The following is an 18,636-nucleotide window of genomic DNA, read 5'->3' as shown; positions in this document are numbered from 1 at the left end:
ACACTCGTAAACTACAGGATATAGGTAATGAATAGGTTTACTCAACGTTACACTAACCAAATAGATCCCCAGCCAAAGTGAACGGGAGCTTCTTCAAAGCATTCTTCAAAATGTACGCTACAATACAATAAAGAAGGCAGCCCTCGTGGTGAGTGGCTACCTTCCTTAAACGTAATGTTAGCATCTAACTGAGTAATAATATACTCAGTATAATGGTAGATCGGAACACTATTTCCACTGATCGACTAACAGCTCCGCATGATGAATTAAATTCAATTTTGCCTTCTCGCTAACCGTGTCTTTACCGTCTCGTTTATTCAGTTGCGAGATGTATTTCTCAAGGAAGAACGAAGCCTGTTTCAGATCTTTCTTGTCATAATGATGACGTGCCTGCTTAAGTGAATTCGTTGTCTGATTCACCACAGCACCGCCGAGTTCTCCTTCTTCGACATACATGCCATGGTGCTGTTCAAGAACATTCAGTAATCCGGGAATAAACACATTTGGAACGTTCACTTTACTAAAATCGGTATCCGAAGCAAAGTAGTAACTAGTGTACACAGGCTGATTGTAGCCTGTATTCTGGGTAGCTACTCCCGCCCGGTACTGAGGATCATGCAAGAGCGTATGCAGCTTGCGCTCTGTTACTTCCGTATTCGTATATATACGAATGGCGCTGCTGTCCACCGTGCGGACAAGCATTTCTTCCCGCCAATCACCAAACACATCCGCTACAAGGGATGGTGTACCCTTCGTGTGATTATTCGTGCGTGTACCTTCCGCAGTCAGCACAGTTCCCTTTTTCCAATCATCAATTGTCGGTGTATTCTCCAGTGCTCCGTTGATGATTTGGGTCGTCATATCCTTCGACCATTTGATGCTCATGTTCGTACCCGGCATCTTGTCACTGATCTTTTCACCTTGAGCGGTGTAGACGCCAACGGCCCAGGTTTCGAGCCCTGGATGATCTGGATCAATATCACCAATCATGCCGCGTCCGGTATCTTTTCCCGTGTAACCGCCATAGATAACTTCCCCTGTCTTCGCGTCTCTCAGTGCATAACCATAAGGGGCATAAGGTCCACCTTCGTGCACCATGTATACTTCTAGCCCTTCCCGCGTGGGATCAATATTGGCTACATGCAGTGCATCACCATGACCTAAATTGGCAATTGCCCCAGGGTTAGCACTTTCAGGAGGCATAACTGCGGAAGAATTGGACAACACAGACCCATCATGATCAATCGTCGTTGATCCATATACAATTTCCTGCTTACCGTCTCCATCCACATCAGCTACGCTGAGGGAATGTGCACCTTGGGTTGTAATTTGGCCATATTCAGGGTCCGTACCCGGTCTTCCATGTGGTCCATCTCTGAACGGATTCGTCATTGGGGCCCAGCCGCTGTCTACATACCAATATTCATTCAGGTTAGTTCCGTCCCAGTTATAAGAAACTAGGGTTGTTCGAGTATAGTAACCCCGTGCAAATACAGCATAAGGTTGCTGTCCATCCAGATACGCGACGCCGGACAAGAACCGATCCACCCTGTTCCCCGGCTCTATACGGTTCATCGCATAGTCACCCCAGCGCAGTCCATCATCGGTACGACCCGGTTTATAACGGATTGTCTTCAACTCTTGCCCCGTTGCTCCCTCGAACACAGTCAAATATTCAGGACCAGATAAAATAAACCCTTCGAACTCGCGAAACTTATTCCGATTCGCATCCTTGGATGGAGCAAACACGTCCATGAAATAATCCGTCAACTGCTCCGCATCAGCACGAGATAGAGGATATTCATATTTCGGTTCGATACCGAAAGCTTCTTCGAGGGTTTGCGGCCAGCTTCCATTACGAACTTCCTCGTAGTCATGCCAGTCCATAAACATGTCCACCATGTGCTCGTAATACCCTTCTCTGCTTACTCGATAATCATCTTCATTTGTATATCCTGCAGCTAGATCTTCGTCCAGCATCGTAATGTATTCTTCGGAAGTAACCTCTCCTTGTTTATTATAATGGAGAATTTTAGTTCCCGGTGCCGTCTTAAACATAAGTTCTGCCTTGCCATCCCCATCGAAATCATAAACCAGGAACTGCGTATAATGCGCTCCTGAGCGAATATTAACACCAAGGTCGATTCGGTAAAGCAATTCTCCCGTAAGCGTATAGGCATCAACGTAGGTATTACCGGTATATCCCACTTGGGAGACATCTTTGGCATTGCTCGGGTCCCATTTTACAAAATACTCTAGTTGTCCGTCCCCATCCACATCCCCTACGCTCATATCATTTGCAGAGTAACTATAGGTTTCACCGGCTGGCGTGATCCCATCAGCAGGCTTCTGAATCGGAAGATCATAATATCCCTTATTCCAAGGCGTAACGGAGTTACTCTGATCCACCTCTTTTCCATTAGATACTGCACAGACGTAATAAGAGGAACCTGCTACGCCTGCAGCGTCAAGAAAATTCGTACTGTTTGTCACTTCACCTACAAATTTGCCGTCTCGATATACATGAAAATCAGTGCCTGTCAGTCCGGTTTCACTGCTTCCCGATACCTCTTGAGCGAGCAACCTCCAACTTAAAAAGTTACCTTCTCCTGTCTTTACCGCAATAAGTCCTCGGTCCAAATACTCCATCTGAATGCGGTTTTCCATATTCTGATGCCCCTTTCCGCTTATGTTCTGTGCTGCAGAAGCATAGCCTCCCGTACTTAAAAGGACAGCACTTATTCCAGCTGCAGCGACTTTTTTCCATATATGAAGCTTGTTCGTACCTTTTGGCATGAAAGCACTCCTTTTTTACATTATGGTCACGCTTACATATTAGACTCTATCAATCTAGCAAATTATTCCTCCCCTTTTCATCAATTTTCATATTAAATCAGATTATAAACTTGCCTCCTCCCTGTCGCCATTCACATATCAGTGTTTCTTGTTCATATATCAGAGTTGTTCGGTATTTTGGCTCGTTCGCTCCACTTGTTTTGCTACGCAAAGCCAAAAGTCGCTCACGATCCAAAAACCTCACCAGGCACCTACTAATCTTCACTTGTTTAACACAAGTTCTGCTTAAACTCTCAAAACTGGAATGACGAGTAACATAGCTGAAATAACGAGTATGAATAGCGAGTTCAATAGCGAGTTCAATAGCGAGTTCAATAGCGAGTTCAATAGCGAGTTCAATAGCGAGTTCAATAGCGAGTTCAATAGCGAGTTCAATAGCGAGTTCAATAGCGAGTAAATGTTTACTTTGCTTTCGCAAAGTGATCCGTCGGCTTTCGCCGTACGTAGTTTTGAAAATTTTGAAAGATACGATTTTTCGGAAACGATTCTCTGTAGAAAGGTGCTAATTATTATGAAAGTGGTTTACATATTACGGGGAGGACTTCTAACACATATGGATACCTTGACATATCCAAGCGAGAGGGGTAGTTTATTCTACTAGGAGTTGTATACACCAAGATTTACCACACTAATAATTTCTAATAATTTATTACTCTATAAGGAGATTCTTATGAACACTACAGTTACTAAAACTACACTCAAAATGAATGGTATGGAGTACCTCTGCCGTACGGCAGGGTTAGAGCAAAACGGTGAACTGATTATTTTCCTTCACGGATTTCCAGAAAGTTCGATTATATGGGAAGAAACAATGTCTAAGTTGGCCTCGCTAGGCTACCGCTGTTTAGCTCCTGATCAGAGAGGATATTCGGACGGTGCCCGCCCAAACGGCATTGAAAATTATTCTTTAAAAAAACTTTCAGCCGATGCCATTGGATTTGCAGATGTAATGGGCTGTTCAGGTAAATTCCACCTGGTTGGGCATGATTTAGGAGCAGCAGTTGGTTGGAATGTTGTCACTCTATATCCTCAGCGGATACAGACGTGGACAGCTTTGTCTGTACCTCATTGGGCTGCTTACAAATGGGCGCTGGAAAATGATCCGGTGCAGAAACAAAAAGGTGCCTATGTAAATAAATTTATGGAACCGAATGTTCCAGAATCCTTAATAGCTGCTAATGATTATGCCGTTTTACGACATTTATGGGAAGGCTTTGATCAAAAAACGCAGGAAGACTATATGCGGATTTTCTCGCAACCTGAGGCCAGAACTGCAGTTATCAATTGGTATCGCGGCATCATGCAGGTTCAAGAACAGATCCCATATGGAGATATTGAAACTCCGACCGCTTTCATTTGGGGGAACGAAGATTTGGCTCTTGCCCGTGCAGGAGTAGAGAAAAGTCACACCTATATGAAAGGTTATTATGATTTCCATGAACTTAATGCTGGTCACTGGCTAACACAGTTTAATGAACCAGAGGTATCCGAAATTATCATCAAGCACATACAAAAGTTCCCCATAGAATAATAGAATTATATTTACGGATATCGAAGATTTTATGATCAATACAATGAAAAGCAACCGACTCTGGGAATAATCAACAGACGGTTGCTTTTTTTGCATTTTAAAAATACCAATATGAGCGGGATAACCAAAGTACTTTTTTCAGAAATGCTAGTTGGTTTCGCATCATTTGGCTTTGTTTCTGAATACTCATACTGATAATATCGGCGTGCTAGTAGAACATAAAATATATCAAGTAACACGCTCAATCCTTACTGCAGTCGTCTAAAACCCAGGCATTTTCGAAAAAAGATCTAGCTCCGCTCGAGTGGTCCGGTTTACATTCTGCACACCGCACCAATGAATCGGTACAAACAAGGTATCCTTTCGAATTTTGGTCATTAAAATGGCATCTTACCTGGAATTGTCCATAACAGTGATGATATTTTCGCCCATTTCTGCTCCTCTATCCTATAATGCCGAGCAGATTTCGGAAGAATTCTCACATAACTTTCTACTTGCCTTGACGACTTTCTTCTATACTATATATTTAGGTCCATCATCTATATATATTCAAGTCATCACCTGCTTCATCTTATCTGATAAATGTCCGCTCCACTATTTTTCATCATATCGTTACATATACAATACCACTAGGAGGATCAACTTCCACGAGATATGCGGAGACTTCCCCTTCGTCAGGAGCTTGAACCTTCCCGCTCGTTAAATGAATTTTCCAATCGTGGAGGGGACAATGCACCATATTTCCACATACCATGCCCTCCGACAATTTACCGCCCTTATGAGGACAGCGATTCTCCAGCGCTTTGATGGTTCCATCGCTGAGTCTAAATAAGGCAACTTCTGTATTTTCAATCGTCACAACCCTCGTTCCCAGCGTATCGATGTCGGACTCATGGGCTACCGAATATCTCTGACTCATGTAATCCCCTCCTTATTCATGCGTTAACTCAAATCGATTCAATGGCTCAAAATTTTTCCTGAGCTCCTTATTTTCCGCGATCTCCTTCCACGGATCTACTGTATGCTCAAGCGTCTTTCTCAGTCGATTGACAAGTTCTGATCTGAATACTGAATCTGCAAGTGCTTCCTTAATAGAAACAACGCCTAAACGGTCCAGCCAGTGAGAGGTTCGCTCACTCCAGCTCGCTTGTTCTCGGTAATATTGAATAAAGGCGCCTGCCCATTCTATTACTTCATCTTCCGTCTTCACCGTACAGAGCAGCTCTCCTGCTCGCACCTTGATTCCCCCGTTACCCCCAACATAAAGTTCCCAAGCCCCATCAATGGCTACTACGCCAAAATCCTTGATAATGGACTCCGCACAGTTTCTTGGGCAGCCTGATACTGCCATTTTTACTTTATGAGGAGCATTCAGTCTCTCGAATGCTTTTTCAAGACGTATCCCTAAAGCAATGGCATCCTGTGTTCCAAATCTGCAGAAAGTAGAACCTACACAAGTTTTTACTGTACGAAGTGTTTTACCATAAGCATGCCCAGATGGCATAGCAAGATCTTCCCACATGCTTGGCAAATCTTCCTTCTTCACACCTAGTAAATCTAGACGTTGCCCACCTGTAAACTTTACCATGGGTACATCATACTTCTCTGCCACTTCCGCAATTTTCTTGAGTTCACTTGGTGAGGTTACTCCGCCGTAAATACGCGGTACTACAGAGAAAGTGCCGTCCTTCTGGATGTTGGCGTGATAACGTTCGTTCGTAAATCTTGATTCCTTCTCATCCACGTATTCTCCTGGCCAGAGCATACCAAGATAGTAGTTAAGAGCAGGCCTGCATTTCGTGCAGCCTTCAGGCTCATTCCATCCCATCACATACATAACTTCCCTCACCGTCTTAAGACCCATTTCCTTTATCCCAGTAATGATTTCATCTCGGTCAAGTGAGGTACATGAACAGATACCTTCTTTCGATTTTATCGCAGCTTCTTCTCCTGCATAGGCAGTAATTAGCTGCTCCACAATCGGTTTACAACCTCCGCAAGACCCTGAAGCTTTGGTACAGTTCTTCACTTCCGCTACACTGTGACAACCTTGCCCAACTGCATTTACAATCCCCTTTTTTGTCACACCATTACATCCGCAGACAATTTCATCCTCACGCATCTCGAGTATTTTTGCGCCTCCGGCAGAGCCATCCGTCTTCATACCAAGCAAAAGCTCCTTTTCCCGTCCTGTGACCGATTCGGCGCTTCGAATGATCGAGAATAAAGGTGGACCGTCATTGGTGTCGCCGAAAAGCACAGCTCCGACCAGCCGATCTCCGCGAATGACTAATTTTTTATATACACCTTCCACTTCATCCTGATATCTTATCGACCGTGTATTTTCTGAATCCAAATAATCCCCTGCTGAAAATACATCCACACCCGAAACCTTCAGTTTGGTCGAGGTTACTGAACCATGATATCCTTGATGCTCTACTCCCGATAAATGCTTAGCAAGAACACTGCCTTGCTCATAGAGCGGAGCGACCAGACCATAAGTTATTCCCCTATGCTCAGCACATTCTCCAACGGCATATACATCTCTTATGCTCGTCTCCATATTGTCATTTACGATAATCCCCCGTTTTGTTACCAGTCCTGCTTCCTTTGCCAGTAAAATATTCGGTAATATTCCTACAGCCATGACAACTAGATCCGTTTCCATTCGCTCCCCGTCACTAAACCTGATCCCATTTACACGTTTCCTTCCCGTCAACGCTGCTGTATTTTTGTTAACCAGAAATTTCATTCCTTGCTGTTCTAGTTCCTGACGAAGCATCTTTGATGCAGGTTCATCAAGCTGCCGATTCATTAAATATTCACTGTTATGAATAACGGTAACTTCCATACCAAGACTCAGTAGTCCACGCGCTGCCTCAAGGCCTAAAAGTCCACCGCCAATCACCGCAGCTTTTTTATATTTCCGAGACGTTTCGAGCATCATTTCGCAATCCTTTATATTCCTGAAGCCGATGACTCCTTCTTTATTCGCACCTGGTAAAGGGAGAATAAACGCATTCGATCCAGTTGCAAAGATCAACTGATCATAAGACTCTATGATTCCAGAAGAGGATGTGACTGTTTTCTTCAACGTATTTATTCCCCTTACTGGATCACCCGTATAAAGACGAATATGATTTTCTTCATACCAAGCATAGTCATTCAGAATAATGTCATTTACCGAAGTACCACCAGCAAGTACCGAAGATAACATGATCCGATTGTAATTTGGATGAGGCTCTTCTCCGAACACTGTAATTTCGTATTTATCTGGTGCAAGCTTAAGCAAATGTTCTAAGGTACGTATTCCGGCCATTCCGTTACCTATAAGCACAAGCTTGTTACGACCATTCATATAATCGCCACACCCTTTCTAAACCTCTATTTAATAAAAAAAAACCTGCCACGCTATAGGAGAACATATTTGTTCCCTAACTATTAAGCGAGGACAGGCTTCGTTGCCATACCTAGACGAATACGCCATTGTATTCGTGGACGTTTATGAAATTGATGTTATCACTATAAATTGGTTTCATTCTTATGTCAATATACATGACGCAACAATCTTTGTCACACCTATATTCATTCCTAAATATAATTTCAAGTAAGGTTATCTAACAAATTTAGGTTGATTTCTTGGAAAAAACAAGCGAAAATAAACAGAAAGATGTAACGGGCTTGAAATTCCGATATTTTGACATTCAGGGGGTGCCGATGCTTCCATGCGTTCTTTGTTACTAGTAGAAATTAATGACCAAGATGTGGAGATGTCACATGAGCATCTAAGTCCAGAAAAGATGCTTACAGAAAGTGAATATCTTGTTCATGTTGTGAGTAAAGAAGCCCAAATCCACACACTTCTTCCCAAGGCAGACGCAGCCATTCTGCATTTGCCAGTTTATGATATTAGATTGTGGACGGAGAAGCTCCTCCAAATCAAGTCCCTTCCCATCCTGTGGTGGTGCAGTCCATACGCAGCGGGATCTGCTATAACTTCTTGGGAAGTTGAAGTATCCATCGATGGTGTTCTGACTCCTTCCATGAAAGAATATGAACTGAATTGGGCACTTCACTTTAGTGAAAAGCGTTATTTTGAACGACAGGAATGGGCTAGTGAACGCAAACAGTTGCTTACTCGAATTGAGGATCGGAAATGGATTGATATGGCGAAAGGGATACTTAGTGATATTAACAAAATCAGTGAATCTGAAGCTTATGATTTACTCCGCAAAAAAGCGATGAATGAACGAATGCGCATCGTTGATGTCGCCATTTCTATCGTAAAAGCACATCAAATGCTAAAAGCATAAAGTTTCTTAGGGAGATCCGTATGAGCATGCTTCATTGTTTAAAAGAAGATCGAATTATTGATCAAGGAGAAGCTGCTCTTCAGGTTTTGGTCCCTGAAATGAATGGAATTGATTCTTATGTACCTGAAGTGGAAGGGATTCCAGCCAAACAGGCGAAAGTTAGATTAGATGTTCTTCAAGGTAATGGCTAGATGCCATTCACAAATTCAGGTGCTTTTTACGTCTGAGTAAGGCTGTTTGTAGCGGAACATGCAAGTTCTATTGAAGAGGATATATATTTAAGCAAATCACTTCTCGAAAGTAGGACAGCGTGGCGAGCCTATCAGCTATTTCACACAAATATGACGACTCTTTTAAAACCTGAAGAAGCCTTGATGGAGTAAATGTACGATAAATACGAACGCCCTTATTCAAATAGAATATGGGCTGTTTATGAAACGGAAGAATTTCACAGAAATTCCTCTCTCCTTTATAACAATCCTCAACTTATCTTCTTAAGTCCTATTATCTGTTTCATTCACAGTGCCTTGTCATTTGATATATTACGTTATATCGGTATCAATCGGTTATGTTTCGAGAGCACTCTGCTCGAAAACCAGTTTTTCTCCTGATTTAAGATTAAACTCATAGTTCCCATCCATAGTAGCTTGCAAGACGGTGCCATTCCTACTATGCACCTTACAAGCAGTAATCCAGTCCGGCAACTGAAGCTTCGTGGTGATTTGGCGACTAGCGAGTATTTCTGCTCGAAATGATCCAGCTGCCTGGTCCCATGTAAGTGATAGGTTGCCTCCCGGTATACACCAGCCATGAATAGAACCCCTGATCCACCGCGCTGGCAATGCTGGTAACAGCTTGATCCATTGCGGCGATACATAGAGCAACATCTCCTGCACCGCATTAACCCACCCTAGATTGGCATCCAGCTGAACGGGTGCTGCGGGCATGGACATGCACACCCCCATATTGCGCCAGTCGTTATGAAGGGTAAAACCGTTATTCAACAGACAGGAGCGTGCGAGAATATCCAGACATTCCAGGGCACGCGCTCCATCGCCAAGCCTAGCATATATGGAAGACATATGTGCAAGTGACCAGCCGCTTTGTGCTCCAAGTTTTCGCTGATGCACCGCTTTCTCAAAGGCCTCGAACAGTTCTGGTTGCTCTTCCCGATTGACTTCCTGTCCCGGAAAAACAGGATATAGATGCGAAAGATGACGATGATTTTGCCGATCTTCAAATGCGGGATGCAACCATTCTTTCACTGCCCCGTCCCTATTAACAATATAGGCGGGCAAACGTTCCAGCATTTTTTCCCAATGCGGAATCTCGCCCGAATATATACCTGCGATCCGGCTGGCTTCAATGGCATTCTGTAATAATTCCTTGATAATAGCAATATCCATTGTGGCATTGATTGCTGTAGGCATAGGGTGAGCGAGCTGCTGCCCATCCTTTGGCATAAAGTTTTCGGGCGTGTTCTCTGGGGAGACAGAAGGATATATGATATATTGCCCGTCTGCACCCAGCACCAGAAAATCTTCATAGAATCGAAGTGCTTCCCTCATAAAGGGCAGAGCATCGTTAAGTAGAAACTCCATATCGTCCGTGTATCGGTAATGCTCATAATAATGCCGTGCGAGCCAGCCGGCCGCCCCGGTCCAGTTCATGATAACGGGGACAATCTGATTTGGGACACCCATGCCGGGTGTGGTACCAGCGGGAATGTATATGCCTCTGCAGCCATAGAGCTTCGTTGCGTTATTTCGGAAATCCTCCATCAAACTATTGTAATATCGGAACAAGGACTGATTTAGGTGAGACAACCCTCCAACAGCAGTGTGCCAATACATCATCTGGACATTCTCATTGACCATGTTATGCCCCCAGATCAGCCGGTAATCCCCTCCCCATAAGCCATATAGTCCAAAAGGTGATTTGCTATGTTCCGAGGTTCCGCTGATAAACAAATACCGACCGTAAGCCCATAATTTACGAACTAGCCCCATAGGAGCCTCACCTTCATAGGCTTCCATGAGTAGCTCTTCATTACTAAGACTGTCATCAGCCGCATCATCAAGATCAAGCTCAGCGGAGCGAAAAAGGGGTTGATGCAGCTCCGTATGCTTTGCCAACAACTGACCGTAACTTGTGCCAAACAACGCCAGTTCCTGTTTTAGTCGTGCCCATTCCTGCTCCCGCTTTCCAGAGCTAAACATTTTGACAAGAATAAGCAGCTTGCCTGACGTTTGAAAATGGAGCTTCCCGCTATCCTTGAATTTCTCTTGTTTACCTCTCTGGATATCATCTAAATTTGTATCTATGTTTCCTAAGGAGCTTGAGTTCCTATGAGCGGGTATTCCTTCCTGAACTGGATCTTCAGCCACTCTGATCAGACGCAGTACTGCACCAAAATCTTGTCCGTCGTCATTTTGTCCGCCATAAAATAGGTAATCGTCATCCACTTGGACTGTTATTGACGATTTTAATGCTATGAATTCCTCATCTTCCCGCACACGGTCACCTGGATGGAACTGTAGAGCTATTGTTCCTGTAAGCAATGGCTTGCTTATAGCTGATATTCCAGTTTCCTGGTCCGTATCTGCCTCTTTCAGTTCCTGGCCTTTCAGCTCATAGACGACACAATCATCTGCACGAGAGACGAATAGGCTTCTTGAATAGCACCGTTTTTCCTCCTCCCAGCGGACATGTACCTCACCGGTGTCCATATCCAGTTCCCTTCGGTATTTGCGAAAAGCGCTGTCACTCTGCATTGACACCGTCAATGCAGCCAGCGGAAAACGGGAAGAGAGCTTAGAAGCATATCCCTTTTCCTGTAGAGTTCGGGTCAGATGCCAGCTTGCCTCTAGATATCGTTCCTCCTCCATCATTAGCCGGGTCTCAGGCAATGTATAACTAACATCAGGGAGCTCATCCTTCCGCCCCCAATGCCATAATTCACTGTGCTGCAATAGTATCGTTTCTTCCTGTATGCCGCCTTGGACAGAGGCGCCAATCTTGCCGTTACCGGATGGAAGTGCCTCACGCCACATTCCCTGCCACCAAGAAGCCGGGTATCTTAACCGCAGCTTGTTTCTATCCGGTCTTATATCCGATTGTCCGTTCTTTTCCTTCATTCTTCGACTCCTGCCATCTTCTCCATTTCAATACTGGCTAGCAGGAAAGGAGCAACTCCCATTTGGACATCGCTGACAATCTCTTCGCTAATGTAATAGGCATATGAACCGTCGCGGTATTTCTTGCCGCCTAGTCCAGCACCATGACAAATACGGTGTAGGTGCACACCTTTTTCGTCCTCTGTGACAAATTGCTTCAAAATACCCGCATATGCATTTTCTACAACTTTAGGGTCCAGTTCTGCCAAATAATTCAGCCGTTGGCCTTTAGCAAGCGCGTAGGTCAACATACAGGAAGCAGACGCCTCCAAGTAGTTGCCTTCTCTGCCGTTCTGATCCATTACTTGGTACCACAGCCCGCTCTCCTGATCTTGGGCATGAGCGATCGCTTGAGCCATCCGTTCAAAGATTCCCATGATCTGACCGCTCTGCGGATGATCGATCGGAAAATGCTCCAGTGCATCGACAACCGCCATCGCATACCAACCCATGGCACGGCCCCAAACATGAAAAGATTGGCCAGTTTCCTTGTCGCACCACCGCTGTTCCCTACTCTCATCCCAGGCATGACAGAGCAGACCGGTCCGGGGATCGCGAGTCTTTCTTTCAATCAGCAGAATCTGCCGAGCCGCTTCATCGAAACTATTCTGATGATCGAAGGTGCTGGCATATTCCGCCAGAAACGGCGAGGACATATAAATTCCGTCCAGCCACATTTGGAACGGATATATTTTCTTATGCCAGAACCCGCCTTCACTCGTACGCGGTTGTCCTTTCAGCTGAGCGACCAGCTGCAGAATCGCTTGATAGTATTTTTCTTCGCCGGATCGTTTCCACTGGGTGAAGAGATTTTTCCCTTCATTAATCATATCCAAATTGTAATCCTCCAGCCGGTAGGTCCGAATGGTACCATCGCTCTCTATCAGAGCATCCATGTGACGGTGAACAAGCTCAGCGTATATCGGATTGTTGTTCCACTGGGCTGCACGTTCTAAAGCCATCAGCGTCATCCCGCCTACGTACCCCCACTTACCCGCAAGCTTCGGATGATCACCATCCTTACATTCAGAGAGCAGAGTATCTGCAATTTTGACGGACATTCTGCGCTTCTGTGAAGTTACCTCTGCCAAAGTTTGGGCCATGCAAAATCCCTCCTTTTACTAAGCAAAGCCGTATACAGAATTATTTTGAGCTTTCAACCCTGGGCAGCGTGGATGTATCTTGCGGAAGATCAATGAGATAGATATTGGCGTACCCCGTTCGGTCACTTGTAAAAACCATTTGCTCCCCCGAACCGGTAAACCGGGGATGAGCGTGCACTTTTTGCGAATGAAAGCTGCAACGCAGCTCACACAGAACCCGTGGAACATCAAATTGTCCATCCGCCATCCTACGCCAAAGGTTCAGGGTTTTCACCTTTCCCTTACCGTCAGCCACTGCCTGAGATAATCCGTCTGCATGGGCATGCCAGGTATCAAAATGAAACTCGGTTTCTTCCAGATCTGAATTATCGTAATTGATGGATCCGAAGAAATTAGTTCCGTCAGGACGAAAGCCATGATAACCTATCCGATTCCCTTCTGGGAAAAAGAATTCATGCCCCACCATTTCTCCCGGAGCAAACCGTTCACGAATTTTCCAAACTGTACCCGTCTTAAGGTTCAGACCCCAGATCCGGTGATCCACGAGATGCCAGGGACCTTCATGACAGAAGGTCATTAACCATGGCATAGTAGGCGATGCATTCACATGTGTAATGAAGCAATCGGACTGGTATACCTCTTTCGTCAGGCCTGAGACTAGATCAATGGAAATTATGATGCTAGAAGGTGCGGCCTCCATCAGCTCGCGATGACCGACATATCCGTTGCCCAGATCTAAATCTAGTCTGTCAGACAGGTCCTCTTGAATACAAGTCAGAATGGACAGACCGTCTGCTGCGCAGCTGAGATTGCCTATGTTGTAAGCTTCAGGGCATTCATACAACAGTTGCTCCTCAAGTGAGTTCAGGTCTAGAGAAATAACAGCCTTTCCGCGTCTAAGATATGCATGAGTGCCTTCTGGATGAAGACAAGCCTCGAGCTGGTCATTGTTCTTATAATCTGTAAGCTGCGTGATTTCGCCATTGTCCATTTGAATCGAGAACAGATTCGTCGAATTACCACGGTCCGAGAAGAATAACATCCGTCTCCATTCGTCATACCAGCCGTTTTCGGTAAAATACAAATGGTGGCTATGCGCTTTATAATCCGTCAATTGCCGGACAGGCAAACCAGTGATCCGGTCATGATAAATTTTCCATTCTGCAGGGGTTATAGTCCCTTTCGCCATGTTGAATTGCTCCTCTCCAAGTTGTGTGGCTTATTAATCAGAGCAGGGGCTTAAGCCCTTCCCACTCTACCGACCAACTTCCGTCCTGCGGAAATCCTGGATTCTCTCGTTCCTCTTCACCAGCCCAACCAGCTGCCATCATAGCTACTGCTGTCAGAAGGCCGCCGTTCCCCGGTAAATACGCCCATAGACCCGGTCTTTGATAGTTATGACCATTTGGTAAATACGTGTTTTTCGTAGCGTCCATCAGTAAAAAATCCACCGCCATCTCTGGCTCACCCAGTCTAGCCGCTGTCATGGCGCACATGGGAAAGTCCCACCCCCAGGCGGATTCCCAGTCCCAGCAATCTTTGACTTTAAGCAGTGTATTTCTCATGATCTCCTTCTCGATAAGCGATCCTGGCAGCAGTCCATACGCTCCAACCATCGAGGGATGATCATGGTTCTTAACGGTAAACGTCTCTGGGCAATTTTCGTGAGCCAGATAGACTCCATTCTCCTGAAGAGGTCTTGCCATTTGTGATGCTACCCTCGCCCAGGCCGGATTCGCTGGATGATCCAGTCGCTCTGCCCACCGAACAGCAATCTCAAGCCCGTATTTCCAGTACTCCAGTTCATATGGCGGATTCAAGCTGTCACTCATCGTATGATTCTCCTGCGCGGGGATCAGCGGAGGACCTAACACATAGGCTTTTCTTTCAATATCCCAATGGGCATAGGACACCATAAAATCAGCCGCTTCAAATACAATATCTCTATAATGTTCCAGTACGGATCGCTCATGCCCTGCTAAATAACACATTTCGGCCAATGTCATTGGATGCGGCTGTTGCCAGATCAAACCTGGGGCTACAGGTGACGGGGTTTGCCGTCCATTATGGCCAACCATTTTTGGCCAGCGCGCTCCCGCATAGCCTTGAGAACGGGCTAGTTCTCGAGCTTCTGGCAGGATGGTTAGGTACCAGTCCATACTGCTGCGCAGCAATTCGGTACGGTTCCAGAGCGGAAAATGCGCTGCATGCCACCAGTGCATCTCCAGATGTATTTTTCCGAACCAGCTGTTGTACATATACCCAGTCTCCTGCGGAGGCATAGACCCTCCACTGTGTACAGCGCATAGGAATTGGGAAAGTACTACCCTCCGTTCGAGCTCAGCAGCTCGGGGATCTCTACTTCCGGACAGGTCTAATGCTCCCCCGCTGTTCCAAAATCTCTCCCAGTAAATTTCGCTTTTACCCAGAACTACATCCGCTGGCTGGGGCTCCGGTTCCTGTGCAGCAAACGCTACACTGCAGGACCAGCCTTCAGAGTCTTGAACAGCTTCCGGTATTAACGTGAATTCATGGAGACCTGTCTGCTTAAGACGACCCGCATCCCATATCCATTTCACTGCATATTCATCTTCATCCAGTACACGTTTTAAAGAAGCTGAGTCCGAGTTAACTGCGGTCAGTTCTGTATGGTGTCTACTATCCTGGTTCCAGTCAGGGAATACAGATTTGGACCAATTTCGGTGAGTCATATCAGGTGAAGGGAATAGAAGAAAAAGTTGCAGACGTCCCTCACGAATTAATTCGGAGTGTACACGAATAGCTAGGCAATCTCGCTCCGGGTCACAAGCTGTCTCCACCCGCACCTCGGTTCCCTGTACGGTGAATATACTGTGCAGGGTACCCGTCCAGAGGTTCAATTCCTGACGTACAGGAACCACATCGATAGCAGTTGCTTCTTCCCCGTCTTCCCGCAGCAGTCGAAACGATATTCGTCCAAGCTGAAGACGATGTGGATTTTGGCGCAGCCAGTGGTAAGCATCTTCCTTGCCTTCCGGTTTCATGGGATACAGCACCTGTCGCCCATATGTATCAAATGCCTGATAGACGATATCCTGATCTCCATAGACCTCATGGCCGCCTGTATAATGCCAGCCCCAATTGGACTGTGTACCAAGTGGTATTTCATACTCATCAGGAAAACTCTGTAGACCCGTAAAGTCAGCGCTGTATGCAAATTCTCCATTGCCAACGGATAAGGGCGATTTTGGCTCAAGCTGCGTAAATACCGGATGGTTCCTAGTGACGATCGATTTACGATCCATGAATAACTTTCCCTCCTTTACATTAGACGGTCATAGGGAAGCTCGGATTCTGATAGTGAATCTCTGCGACTGCGCATCATCTCCCTGTATTTTCCGGGTGTGACGTCTTTATATTTACGGTACACACGAATAAAGCTGTTCTCATGCTGATACCCCACCATGGAAGCGATTTCAGAAATCCTGTAATCCGTATCTAGCAGCAGTTTGCAGGCGTGTTCCATCCGTAGTTTAGTGAAATATCCATGAATGGTATCATTCATTTCCTGTTTGAATAGCTGACTTGCTAGACTGGTACTGATGCCGGTATGCTCGGCAATCTCCTGAATGCCAACAGAGTCTTCCAAATGGTTGTTCATAAAGGCAATCATCTGTTGACATAGTACGAAATCCTTTCTTAGCTGTAGGCTGCCGAACCATTCCGCCAGTGTTCCCACTTGCTTTTGCAGCAAATACCAGGCAGCCTCCAGATGCATCGTACGCAAACCCGACATTTCAATTCCACAGCCATTTGTCTCCCGGTTTAGACGAATACGCTCTAGCGTCATGGCTACAGACTCCATAAACGTCTGTACCGAGGATGGGTGCCACTTCTCATCCTTAATACGGATGAACATAAGATTAAGCACTTTCAGTGCCTCCTCACTGTTGCCTGCTTCGATGGTTTCAGTCAGCTTGACCATGACTTCATGTTCTTCGGCAGTACTCTCTGGCAGTGGATTGCCGGAAATCTCTTCATATGGAATCACGCGTTCATATCCAAGATACAGTCTATAATCAAGTGCACTCTCCGCTTCATGCATCGCTTGGTGAAGCCGCATGAACCCTTCATGATATTCACTAACACCGGCTGAGACCTGGAACTTAAGCAGATGGGGAATTCCACTAAGTGCTTCCCCGATGGCAAGTGCTGCAAGGGTGTCCCTGCTCAGATCGAGCGGCTGAAGCATAACAAGCATCCGGTCTCTACCCAGATCTACCGACAGCACACGCCACTGGCCGGACAGCAGCTCGGCGATGATATTAGCAATCGCAAATTTCAATAGAGAATGATCCGACTTCTTGAATTTTTCGCACCAAGCTTGATAATCATCAATGGACAATATGGCGACCGCAAGTGGCTCAGCATTCCAATCCTTGAAGTAACGACTCCACTTCTCGCCGATTTCGCGGTTCCCTGTCATATTTCCTGTATAAATATCCATCAAAAATTTAGAGGAGGCTTCCGGCAGAGTCTGCCGGAGATTAATAGCCTGCTGCGCATGGTCTGTAAGCAGCTGGCCCGTTATTTTCTCCATATCAATCAGTTCCAGATTGATCCACTCTCGGTCATAGCCACTAAGCAGTTGCCTCATCCGGCGTACTGGCCTGAAGGCAGCTGTATTGTAGAATGTGATTGCGACCGCCCCTGCCCCAAGAGCCAGCAAAGATACCACAAAGACAATATCACGGATTTTCTGAGCATTGGCCAGCAGACTGTCTTGTGATATCACCGACAGATAACGCCATCCGGTGTAAGGTGAAATGGTCTGTGTAGCTAGTAATAACTTTCCTTCGTGGTTGAACTCACCAAGCTTTTCTCCCTCCAGTTGAGTGAGAACCTGAGCTACCGCATCCTCTCCAACATCATAATTGCCGAGATCATACAGCGGATTGTTGTTGTTGTCTAGAATGAAGCGGTGGCTGTCAAGATCCGAGACGGAAGAGAGCAGCATATGTCTGAACATCTGCTCTTTTTTGAAATTGATGGCAATAATGCCCTTTGGCTGACCAGCTAGCATAATCTTTCGATAAAGTGTAATTTGAGATACGGATTTCCCAGAACCCGCTGCGGCGATCTCCCGTTGTTTAACCAGCATAGGCCGGTCTTCAAGCTCAGCCGTCACCCCCACCCAACCCGAATCTAAGAAATTCAATTTATTAGAGCTATAACCTTGTGGAAAAGCAACGATACTTTCCCGTTCCATATCATAAATGTAAGCGCTCTTAACATAGGCCGTGCTACTAATTATAGTACCGAGAAACTGCACCAGTTCTGTGATATTTCGATAAGATCCTTGTTCTTCATTTGTGAGAAATTTATACACGTTGCTGTTCAGTGCAATTTTCACCGCGATCTTGTCACTTTCCTGGATCACTTCATCAATGTCATTCATACTGATAAGCAGCATCTGGTGCTGAGGTTCGCTTAGCTCTTGCTGCAATACCGATTTAGCTGAATAATACGTTGTCATTCCTACCGCGATAATAATCATAAATACAATGATGGTCAGGATCAGCAGCAGCCGGGTCTGGCTATTGGTGAAATTGAATTTCAGCCACTTCAAAAAGGAACGGGTCACATCCATCTCCCACCTTATCAGCAATTTACCAATA

At 45.6% G+C, this 18,636-nt stretch carries 12 protein-coding genes; 3 read left to right on the top strand and 9 right to left on the bottom strand.

All coding sequences use genetic code 11. The features are described 5' to 3' along the window. Positions 1 to 228: 228 nt before the first annotated feature. On the bottom strand, positions 229 to 2,796 hold the full coding sequence (locus tag KJS58_RS09590; RefSeq protein WP_213532314.1) for a rhamnogalacturonan lyase: 2,568 nt from the start codon (positions 2,794 to 2,796) through the stop codon (positions 229 to 231). Positions 2,797 to 2,893: 97 nt separating this feature from the next. Beyond that, on the bottom strand, positions 2,894 to 3,274 hold the full coding sequence (locus tag KJS58_RS09585; protein WP_213532313.1) for a hypothetical protein: 381 nt from the start codon (positions 3,272 to 3,274) through the stop codon (positions 2,894 to 2,896). 252 nt (positions 3,275 to 3,526) lie between these two features. On the opposite strand from KJS58_RS09585, the gene KJS58_RS09580 reads away from it, so the two are divergent. Continuing rightward, on the top strand, positions 3,527 to 4,387 hold the full coding sequence (locus KJS58_RS09580; protein WP_213532312.1) for an alpha/beta fold hydrolase: 861 nt from the start codon (positions 3,527 to 3,529) through the stop codon (positions 4,385 to 4,387). Between the two features lie 604 nt (positions 4,388 to 4,991). Here KJS58_RS09580 and nirD read toward each other — a convergent pair. Beyond that, positions 4,992 to 5,306, bottom strand: coding sequence for a nitrite reductase small subunit NirD (gene nirD, locus KJS58_RS09575; RefSeq protein ID WP_213532311.1), 315 nt, complete (start codon positions 5,304 to 5,306; stop codon positions 4,992 to 4,994). A gap of 12 nt (positions 5,307 to 5,318) precedes the next feature. Beyond that, complete coding sequence (gene nirB, locus KJS58_RS09570; protein WP_213532310.1) at positions 5,319 to 7,745, bottom strand: nitrite reductase large subunit NirB; 2,427 nt, start codon at positions 7,743 to 7,745, stop codon at positions 5,319 to 5,321. Between the two features lie 367 nt (positions 7,746 to 8,112). On the opposite strand from nirB, the gene KJS58_RS09565 reads away from it, so the two are divergent. Beyond that, positions 8,113 to 8,700, top strand: a complete 588-nt coding sequence (locus KJS58_RS09565) for an ANTAR domain-containing response regulator (RefSeq protein WP_213532309.1) — start codon at positions 8,113 to 8,115, stop codon at positions 8,698 to 8,700. Between the two features lie 20 nt (positions 8,701 to 8,720). Further along, positions 8,721 to 8,891: a hypothetical protein gene (locus tag KJS58_RS09560; RefSeq protein ID WP_213532308.1), complete on the top strand. Its 171-nt coding sequence runs from the start codon at positions 8,721 to 8,723 to the stop codon at positions 8,889 to 8,891. 375 nt (positions 8,892 to 9,266) lie between these two features. Here the strand turns inward: KJS58_RS09560 and KJS58_RS09555 are convergent, their stop codons facing one another. The 5 genes from KJS58_RS09555 to KJS58_RS09535 are packed head-to-tail and all read right to left on the bottom strand — an operon-like array spanning position 9,267 to position 18,626. Continuing rightward, positions 9,267 to 11,837 carry a glycosyl hydrolase family 95 catalytic domain-containing protein gene (locus KJS58_RS09555; protein WP_213532306.1) on the bottom strand — a complete coding sequence of 857 codons (2,571 nt, stop codon included), beginning with the start codon at positions 11,835 to 11,837 and terminating at the stop codon, positions 9,267 to 9,269. Then, positions 11,834 to 12,979, bottom strand: coding sequence for a glycoside hydrolase family 88/105 protein (locus KJS58_RS09550; RefSeq protein WP_213532305.1), 1,146 nt, complete (start codon positions 12,977 to 12,979; stop codon positions 11,834 to 11,836). The genes KJS58_RS09555 and KJS58_RS09550 overlap by 4 nt, the downstream gene beginning before the upstream one ends. A gap of 40 nt (positions 12,980 to 13,019) precedes the next feature. After that, positions 13,020 to 14,168 (bottom strand): oligogalacturonate lyase family protein, encoded by a 1,149-nt coding sequence (locus KJS58_RS09545; protein ID WP_213532304.1) that lies wholly within the window; start codon positions 14,166 to 14,168, stop codon positions 13,020 to 13,022. Positions 14,169 to 14,205: 37 nt separating this feature from the next. After that, on the bottom strand, positions 14,206 to 16,263 hold the full coding sequence (locus KJS58_RS09540; protein ID WP_213532303.1) for a glycoside hydrolase family 65: 2,058 nt from the start codon (positions 16,261 to 16,263) through the stop codon (positions 14,206 to 14,208). A gap of 17 nt (positions 16,264 to 16,280) precedes the next feature. Then, entirely contained in the window at positions 16,281 to 18,626 is a 2,346-nt protein-coding gene (locus KJS58_RS09535) for a helix-turn-helix domain-containing protein (RefSeq protein WP_249717108.1), read from the bottom strand. Positions 18,627 to 18,636 lie beyond the last annotated feature (10 nt).

Origin of the sequence: Paenibacillus sp. J45TS6 (assembly GCF_018403285.1) — a bacterium.
Lineage (GTDB): Bacteria > Bacillota > Bacilli > Paenibacillales > Paenibacillaceae > Paenibacillus.
This window is presented reverse-complemented; position numbering and strand designations above follow the sequence as displayed.

Excerpts from the sequence above, each read along its gene's own strand:
- KJS58_RS09590 (WP_213532314.1), bottom strand. The coding sequence starts at position 2,796 with ATGCCAAAAGGTACGAACAAGCTTCATATATGGAAAAAAGTCGCTGCA.
- KJS58_RS09580 (WP_213532312.1), top strand. The coding sequence starts at position 3,527 with ATGAACACTACAGTTACTAAAACTACACTCAAAATGAATGGTATGGAG.
- nirD (WP_213532311.1), bottom strand. The coding sequence starts at position 5,306 with ATGAGTCAGAGATATTCGGTAGCCCATGAGTCCGACATCGATACGCTG.
- nirB (WP_213532310.1), bottom strand. The coding sequence starts at position 7,745 with ATGAATGGTCGTAACAAGCTTGTGCTTATAGGTAACGGAATGGCCGGA.
- KJS58_RS09565 (WP_213532309.1), top strand. The coding sequence starts at position 8,113 with ATGCGTTCTTTGTTACTAGTAGAAATTAATGACCAAGATGTGGAGATG.
- KJS58_RS09560 (WP_213532308.1), top strand. The coding sequence starts at position 8,721 with ATGAGCATGCTTCATTGTTTAAAAGAAGATCGAATTATTGATCAAGGA.
- KJS58_RS09555 (WP_213532306.1), bottom strand. The coding sequence starts at position 11,837 with ATGAAGGAAAAGAACGGACAATCGGATATAAGACCGGATAGAAACAAG.
- KJS58_RS09550 (WP_213532305.1), bottom strand. The coding sequence starts at position 12,979 with ATGGCCCAAACTTTGGCAGAGGTAACTTCACAGAAGCGCAGAATGTCC.
- KJS58_RS09545 (WP_213532304.1), bottom strand. The coding sequence starts at position 14,168 with ATGGCGAAAGGGACTATAACCCCTGCAGAATGGAAAATTTATCATGAC.
- KJS58_RS09540 (WP_213532303.1), bottom strand. The coding sequence starts at position 16,263 with ATGGATCGTAAATCGATCGTCACTAGGAACCATCCGGTATTTACGCAG.